Raw genomic sequence first — 7,345 nt, 5'->3', positions numbered from 1 at the left:
CGCTTTCGTGCCGTAGATCGCAGCCCCGTCGATCCCGCCCGCGCGCAGGCTGGCGCGTAAGGTGGAGAGCGCACCACTTGCGTGCCGCAACATCAGCGTGCAGTCCTCATCCACGCCGGTGTCGCCGATCCGTGCCGTGGCGCGGGCGTCTGTCACGGGCCCCAGCCAGTAGCGCGCCAGCGACAGCGGATAGACCCCGCGGTCCATGAGCGCGCCGCCGCCGCGGGCGGGATCGAAGAGGCTGGAGGTGGGATCGGGGGCATTGGCGGCCATGAACGATCCGTCGAATCCGCGGATGTCTCCCAGATCACCCGCTGCGATCCTGTCGCGGATCTGCCCGGGCAGCGGCTGGAACCGGGTCCACATCGCCTCCATGCAGAAGACATCTGCCGCGCGCGCCGCCTGCATGATCCGCTCTGCGGCGGCGGCATCGCGCGCAAAGGGTTTTTCCACCAGAACCGCCTTGCCTGCTGCAATGCCCAGCAGCGCGTGCTCTTCATGCTGCGCAGGCGGGGTGGCAATATAGAGGGCATCGACATCCGCCGAAGCGGCCTCCGCGTAGCTTTGCGCCACGTGGGCGACCCCAAGGCTGCTGGCGAAACTTTGTGCATTGGCCGGGGTGCGCGAGGCCACGATATGCGCTTCGGCCTCTGCTTCCAACTGGCGCAGGTCCAGCACGAATTTGCGCGCCACGGACCCGGTTCCAAGGATGGCCCAGCGAAAGGGTCTTCCCCGGACATCAGTCATCGCGCATGCTCTCCTTTGCGGCCCGTGCCGCCTGAATTCCGCTGCCTGTTTAACCCATATTGGCCATTGTTCAACTGCGGCTCTGGTGCGGGGTGCATAAAGAATGCAGCACAGCCTTCCGGGCGCATATCTTGCAGGCATCCGGCGCAAAAGCGACCCCGCCTGCCGAACTCGCACCTTGTGTCCATGACCCCATATTCGTATCGAACGCAGGACCGAACAGACGGGGCCTTTTCATGCGCATCAGTTTCATTCTGCCCTTTGCCTCCCTGTCGGGCGGCATCCGCGTGATTGCCACCTATGCGCGGGAACTGACGCAGGCGGGCCATGAGGTTACCGTAATCTCGCGCCCCCTGCGGGTGAAAACATCGCCATTGCGCACGCTGATCAACAAGATCACCGGCAAGGCGCGGGCCCGGGCGCGCGAAGACCGGACCACGCCGTTTCTGGATTTTCTGGGGGATCGGCACGTGGTGCTGGACCGGTTCCGCCCGGTGACCCCCCGCGATGTGCCCGATGGCGATGCGGTGATTGCCACCTGGTGGGAAACCGCCGAAAGCGTGGCGCAGTTGCCCGCCACCAAGGGCAAGAAATTCTACCTGCTGCAGGATTACGAGACCTTCGGCAATCTGCCCGCCGAGGATGTCGCGACCTCTTACACGCTGCCGCTGCATAAAATCGCGGTCTCGGGCTATATCAGAGACTGTGTCAGCGAAAATCACGGGGTCTCGGACATCACCGTCATTCCCAATGCGGTGGATACCAAACAGTTCGACGCCCCCCCCCGCGCCCGGAACACCCCGCTTACGGTCGGGTTTCTCTACCACGCGCATCCGCGCAAACGCGCCGATCTGGCGCTGGCGGCGGTGCTGGCGGCAAAGCACCTTGTCCCCGATCTGCGGGTGGTGGCCTTTGGGCGTGGCTGGCCTGTGGAGGAGTTCGGCCTGCCCGATTGGGTGGACTACCATCAATCGCCGCCACAGGCGGAGATCCCGAAACTCTATGCCGCCTGTGACCTCTGGCTCTTTACCAGTGACCACGAAGGTTTTGGCCTGCCGCTGCTGGAGGCCATGGCCTGCCGCACCCCGGTGCTGGCCACCCGCGCGGGCGCTGCGGCCGATCTGATCGATGGCACCAACGGCGATCTGTTGGAGGCGGACGGGCACGCCTTTGCCACAAAGATTGCCGAAGTCGCGCAGATGTCCCCGGAGGCCTGGCGGGCGATGTCGGATGCGGCCTATCAGACCGCGCATTCCTATACCTGGACCGATGCGGCCCAAAGGCTGGTCACGGAAATTCAAGCGACAGAAGGGACCTCTCCATGACGTCTTCCTCCCCGACCGATGCCCAGGGCATCACCTTTGTGCTGCCGCTGGTGCACCCGCAGGGGGGCAAGGTCGACAACTATACTGTGGTCGAGATGATCCTGCGCGAGACCCTCACCAGCCTGACCGCCCAGCACGGGCCCCGCCCCCATGTGGTGGTGGTCTGTCATCAGGCGCCGGATTGGGCAGGTGATTTCGCGGATCATGTCACGTTTCTGGTGATCCCGGAGCATCCCGGCTTTGCCGCGGGCCGCAATCATGTGCAGGTCGACAAGGGCATGAAATACGTGCTGGGCACCTGGGTCGCGCTGATGGATCCTGCGCCGGACTGGATCATGCTGATGGATGGCGATGATTTCGTGCACCGCGATCTGCTGGCGCATCTGCAAGGGCAGGAGGTGGCCGAGGACGGGTTCCTGCTGGCGGGCGGGTATCACGCGGCCCTGCGCCCTGCGCCCACCGGGTTCCAGCTGGAGGCGGCGCTGAAGGTCAACACCTTCAACGATACCTGTGGCTCCTGCCGGGTGTTTCGCGCCAGCACCCTCAAGGACCGCATCGCAGCGTTTCAGCCCGCGTTGGCCGCGCTGACACCGGATCAGCTGGCCGATGATCAGGGTGTATTGGACAAGGGCTTCGTCGATCTGGTGGTCGCGGCCACCGATCCGCTGCGCGAGGATCAGGACGGGTTGATCCGGGTGCTGGGCCGTCACGTGCGCCAGAAGGATCACTTTAATTTCATCCGCGTGACCGAAGCGCTGGTGGCCAAGGGTTGCGGACACGGCAATCACGACGGGCCCAAGGCGGGGGAGATCCACTGGCACAAGGTCACGGCGGTGACCGCACCGGGGCAGTTCCTGCGCGATTTCGGTCTGGCGGGGCGCCCGACGCTGCAGCCGCGCCTGAAATGGCAGTATCAGGTGATGGGATCATTACAGTCTCTGCGCCGGGTCGCGGGGCGTCTCAAACGGGCCATCACCGGGTAGTCAGGTCTCATAGCCCAGAGCATCGAGCGCCAGCCCGGTCAGATCGGCGGTTGCACGGTTGCTCTGGGCAAAAAGCCCGGCATACCGCGCGGCGATCTGCGCTTCATGGGCGCGGCGCCGCTTGGCATTGCGGCCCAATACCCCATCAAGCTTGCGGATCACCCGGTCAGTCAGATGATCGATCCCCTGCCGCCCCCGCCGCGTCGGGTCCTTGACGATGAACCGGTTGCTCAGCCGCCGCAGGGCCAGCGCGCTGAACCCTTCCCCCACATGTTCGCGGGCGCGGGGCCGGTCAGGGGCGATGGTGCAGCCGGTGAATTGGGAGAGTGCTGCGAAATAGGCCGCCGGGTCGGCGCTCAGCATCTCCTGCGGCAGCACCAGCAGGTTTTCCGCACCAAAAAGCCCGACATAGTGACGAATGGCTCGGTCAAAGAACAGGAACTCCGGGCGCAGGATCGGCGTATAGGAGAGCGCCTCGTCGCCGCTGCCAATCACCCCGCGCAGAGGCAGGGCGCCGCCGCCCAGCACATATTCGCGGTAGATCGAGAGCGCGATGGCGGGCTGGCGCCGGATGGTGATCAGCACCTTGGCGTTTGGGTAGACCATCTGCAGCTTGCGCGCATTGGCAAATCCGTCATAGCGGCGCGCGGGCGGGTTGCCGAGCAACATTTCCTCGGACCAGACCGGCAGGTTGCCCCGCGCCCGCACATCCGCAGCCAATGCTTCGAGACGGGTCCGGGTGGCCTCCGCATCGAAGGCGTAATCATCGCCCAGCAGAATCTCCTGCACCATCTGCGCCCGGGTCTGCGGTCCGGCGGCCAGCTCCAGCCCCTCATCCGGCCCGGCAAAGACCTGGTTCTGCAAAAAGGTCGTGGCCGTCTTGATGTAGCCGACGTGCAGAAGGACCGGATCATGCGGCACTGGCATCGCCTTTCGAGGAGGTGCCCGCCAAGTGTGCAATGCGCCGGTTGAATTCCGTCTCAAAACTGTGGTTTTGCGCGAAAGTGAGGGCGGCATCACAACAGGCCGTGACATCCGCCCGGTCCGCTGCGGCGGCGGCGATCACATCGGCCAGCGCCTCCGGTTTGCCCAGGGGCGCGACCCAGCCTGCACCGGATTGCTGCTGTAACGCCTGCCACATCCGGTTGGCATAGCCCGCCACGGCCACACCGCAGCCCAGGGCCTCCAGATAGGTGCAGGAGGGATCGGACTGGCGATGACAGCTGAGGAAAATATCGCTCTGGGTCCGGGTGAAGGGCACCAGTTCGCTTTGAAAATCCACCGTGCCGTGCAGATGCACATGGTCCTGCAGCCCGGCCGCGCCGATGCCGGTGCGGATCTCCGCCTCCAGACTGCCGGTGCCGAAGATGTCGAGCCGGAAATCCACGCCCCGGTCGCGCAGACGGCGGGCAATCGGAATGAGATCATGGCTGCCCTTCATCCGCTCCAACCGCCCGGAATGAATGAGCTGCAGCGGACCCTGCGCCGCCAGATGCGCGCGCCGTGCCGCCATCTCGTCGGCCGTTGCCATATCTGCCCGCCGCACCCGGTTGTCGAGATAGCGCACCGTATTGGCATTGATCCCGCGATAGGCCGCATCCGCTGGGTAGCCATTGGCCTGCAACCCGTCCGCGCGGCGAAAGGCGCGGCGGCGGCGGCGCTCCTGGCGCAGGGTCCAGAGCACCCCCTTGAGCTTGCGCAGGGGGGACAGCCGTGCATCCAGCTGGATGATCTGCAGCCGCGTCTCCAGAATATATTCAATGATGTAATAGAGCCTGACAGGCAGGGTTTGGCAGAGATCCGCCAGATAGAAATACCGGTGATTGTCGCCGCTGCAGAGGATCACGTCATACTGTGCCAACTGCTCTCGCGTCAGCCGCGCCGCCGCATCGGGCATCTGCAGCTCAAAAGGCAGGTTTTCAGGATCAACCGTGGTGCCAAACGGCACCGTGCCGGTTTTCTGCAGGATGCAATGGACCTGACCGGTCCACCCGGCACAATAAGACCGCATGCCTTCGAGAAACTTCTTATCCAGCACCACGCCCTCTGGCGTCACCTGTGCCGGCGCCGAGGAGATGACGAGCAGATGTTTCATTGCGGCGCGTGTCCCGTGCTAGGTCGGTGCGGAATGGACGGGAATGCGCCCGTGCGGAACATCGCATCAAATGCAGGCGAAAAACAGGCGTAAATCGGTTTGGGGTCTGCGGGCAGGCGCATTTTTCTTTCCCGGATCCGGGCCTTGGCATGTAGTGGTCTTTGAACCATAAGGCGGCAAGGGTTTTTGGGCCGCTGATTTTTCCCGCGCGGGGTCCCATGGCCCCCAAAACCGTTCAGGTGTTGTTCGTCAGTCGGAAGTGTTGTCATGATCGTATCGCATAAGCACAAGTTCATTTTTGTCAAAAACCGTAAGGTTGCGGGCACCTCCATGGAAGTTGCGCTGGCGAAAATCTGCGGGCCTGATGATATTTTATCCTCCGATGTGCCGGAACGCGGCCGCATTGGGCGCGATGATGTGCTGGAGGCGCATGCGCGCAACTACGAAGGCACCTTCAATCCCCTGAACGAGATCCTGCTGGACATGCGCCCCGCCGCCGTGGCCCGGGTGATCCGCGACCGGCTGCAGCGGCACCGCTATTACAGCCACATGCGCGCGGCCTCGATCAAGGCGCGGATCGGGGCGGAGATCTGGGACAGCTATTACACCTTCTGTTTCGAGCGGAACCCCTGGGACAAGATGGTGTCGTTTTATTTCTGGTATAACCGGCTGAACGACGCGCCGGTGGATCTCAACACCTTTGTCTGTGGCAAGATGGCCGGGCGCACGGTGGATCAGAAATACCCCACCGACTGGGACCGCTACACGCTGCAGAACAGGGTCATCGTCGATGACGTCTTCGACTTCTCTGATCTGTCGGGCAATCTGGCCACGGCCCTGGGCCGCGCCGGGGTGGCGCCTGAGGTGATCGCCAGCGTGGAGCTGCCACGCGCCAAGACCCATACCCGCGCGGAAAACCCCGAGAAGCTCTCGGCAGCCTCCGATGCGGTGGTGCGCCGGATCTTTGCCCATGAGATCAAACACTTTGACTACACCCCACCCGAGGGGTTGCTGGGCTAGGGGCACACCCTGTTCCGGATGCGTTTCATTTGCTGCCCCCCGGTTTGACGTGGACGCTTATCTGCAAAAACACTAGGAAAACATCGATATTTAACCTTATTAAAGAGCTTTATTCTTTTCATGTTCGGTCTTTTTAGAACCTATCTGGCCCTCTGGGTGGTCGCCTCGCATATCATTGCTCTGCCCTTTGTCGGCCATTACGCGGTGCATGGGTTTTTCATCCTGTCGGGTTACCTGATGGCACTGGTGATGAACGGCGTTTACGGCTATTCGCCGCAGGGCACGGCCACCTTTGCACTGAACCGGATCCTGCGGCTTTTCCCCTCCTATTGGGTGGTGCTGATCCTGACCGTGGGGGTGGTGCTGATCCTCGGAGAAGAGGTCACAAGCACCTACCGCCCCGCGATCTTCCTGCCCACAACCGCGGCGGAATGGCTGCAGAACATCACCATGATCTTTGCCAGCTGGATCCCGCTGAGCGTGCAGCCCCGGCTGGCGCCCGCCACATGGGCGCTGACGATCGAGCTCTTTTACTACGCGCTCATCGGTCTGGGGCTCTTTCGCTGGCGCAGCCTGACCTGGGCCGTGTTCATCCTCAGCCTGGGTTATCACATCACCACCATTGCGCTGGAGTTGCGCTATGGCACCCGATACGCCTTCATCGTGGCAGGTGCTTTGCCGTTTTCCATCGGCGGGCTGATCTATCACTACCGGTTCTGGTTCGAGCAGCGCAGCCCGGACATTCGGCTGACCTATCTGCTGTTCATCCCGCTCTTTGCGCTGCTGCCCGCCATTGCCTCCTGGCTGCGCCAACAGGGGATCGATTACCCCGCCTCGGGCATGTTCTATGTGAATATGGCGCTCAATGCAGTGGCGGTGGGCTGGCTGGCCAAACCCAGCCAGCGGTTCGACAGCCCAGCGGACCGCTTCATCGGCGATTTCAGCTATCACATCTATATCGCCCATTGGACGGCAGCGCTGATCGCGGCGCACTATATTGTCGGCGTGGCCCGCCCCAACACCACGCTGGAAGGGGGCATCGTCTTTGTCCTGGCGGTTCTGATCTGCGCCGGGCTCAGCCTGCTGTTGCGCAGATATGTCGATGCGCCGGTGGAACAGCTGCGCACGGCCGCCAAACGGCGGCGAGCGGCACCCGGTCTGGATCAGGCCTGAAG

General features: G+C 63.3%; 7 protein-coding genes. 4 read left to right on the top strand and 3 right to left on the bottom strand.

The annotated features are described in order from the left end of the window. On the bottom strand, positions 1 to 747 hold a 747-nt coding region (locus Q1A20_RS22450; protein WP_299918836.1), incomplete at its 3' end, for a Gfo/Idh/MocA family oxidoreductase. A 236-nt stretch (positions 748 to 983) separates the two neighbouring features. On the opposite strand from Q1A20_RS22450, the gene Q1A20_RS22445 reads away from it, so the two are divergent. Together Q1A20_RS22445 and Q1A20_RS22440 are read left to right on the top strand one after the other, a co-directional pair. Continuing rightward, on the top strand, positions 984 to 2,072 hold the full coding sequence (locus tag Q1A20_RS22445) for a glycosyltransferase family 4 protein (protein ID WP_299918834.1): 1,089 nt from the start codon (positions 984 to 986) through the stop codon (positions 2,070 to 2,072). Then, positions 2,069 to 3,055 carry a glycosyltransferase family 2 protein gene (locus tag Q1A20_RS22440; RefSeq protein ID WP_299918832.1) on the top strand — a complete coding sequence of 329 codons (987 nt, stop codon included), beginning with the start codon at positions 2,069 to 2,071 and terminating at the stop codon, positions 3,053 to 3,055. Before Q1A20_RS22445 ends, Q1A20_RS22440 begins: the two co-directional genes overlap by 4 nt. On the opposite strand, the gene Q1A20_RS22435 is transcribed toward Q1A20_RS22440, so the two are convergent. Next, entirely contained in the window at positions 3,056 to 3,976 is a 921-nt protein-coding gene (locus Q1A20_RS22435) for a hypothetical protein (protein ID WP_299918829.1), read from the bottom strand. It lies immediately after the preceding gene. Beyond that, entirely contained in the window at positions 3,966 to 5,150 is a 1,185-nt protein-coding gene (locus Q1A20_RS22430) for a glycosyltransferase (protein ID WP_299918827.1), read from the bottom strand. Before Q1A20_RS22430 ends, Q1A20_RS22435 begins: the two co-directional genes overlap by 11 nt. Before the next feature lie 267 nt (positions 5,151 to 5,417). On the opposite strand from Q1A20_RS22430, the gene Q1A20_RS22425 reads away from it, so the two are divergent. Beyond that, on the top strand, positions 5,418 to 6,170 hold the full coding sequence (locus Q1A20_RS22425; RefSeq protein ID WP_299506574.1) for a hypothetical protein: 753 nt from the start codon (positions 5,418 to 5,420) through the stop codon (positions 6,168 to 6,170). A 120-nt stretch (positions 6,171 to 6,290) separates the two neighbouring features. Then, positions 6,291 to 7,343 carry an acyltransferase gene (locus Q1A20_RS22420; protein ID WP_299918824.1) on the top strand — a complete coding sequence of 351 codons (1,053 nt, stop codon included), beginning with the start codon at positions 6,291 to 6,293 and terminating at the stop codon, positions 7,341 to 7,343. The last annotated feature ends 2 nt before the right edge of the window (positions 7,344 to 7,345 follow it).

It is taken from the genome of uncultured Roseobacter sp. (genome assembly GCF_947501835.1).
Lineage (GTDB): Bacteria > Pseudomonadota > Alphaproteobacteria > Rhodobacterales > Rhodobacteraceae > Roseobacter.
Note: the sequence above shows the minus strand (reverse complement) of the source record. Positions and strands in the feature narration are given on the sequence as shown.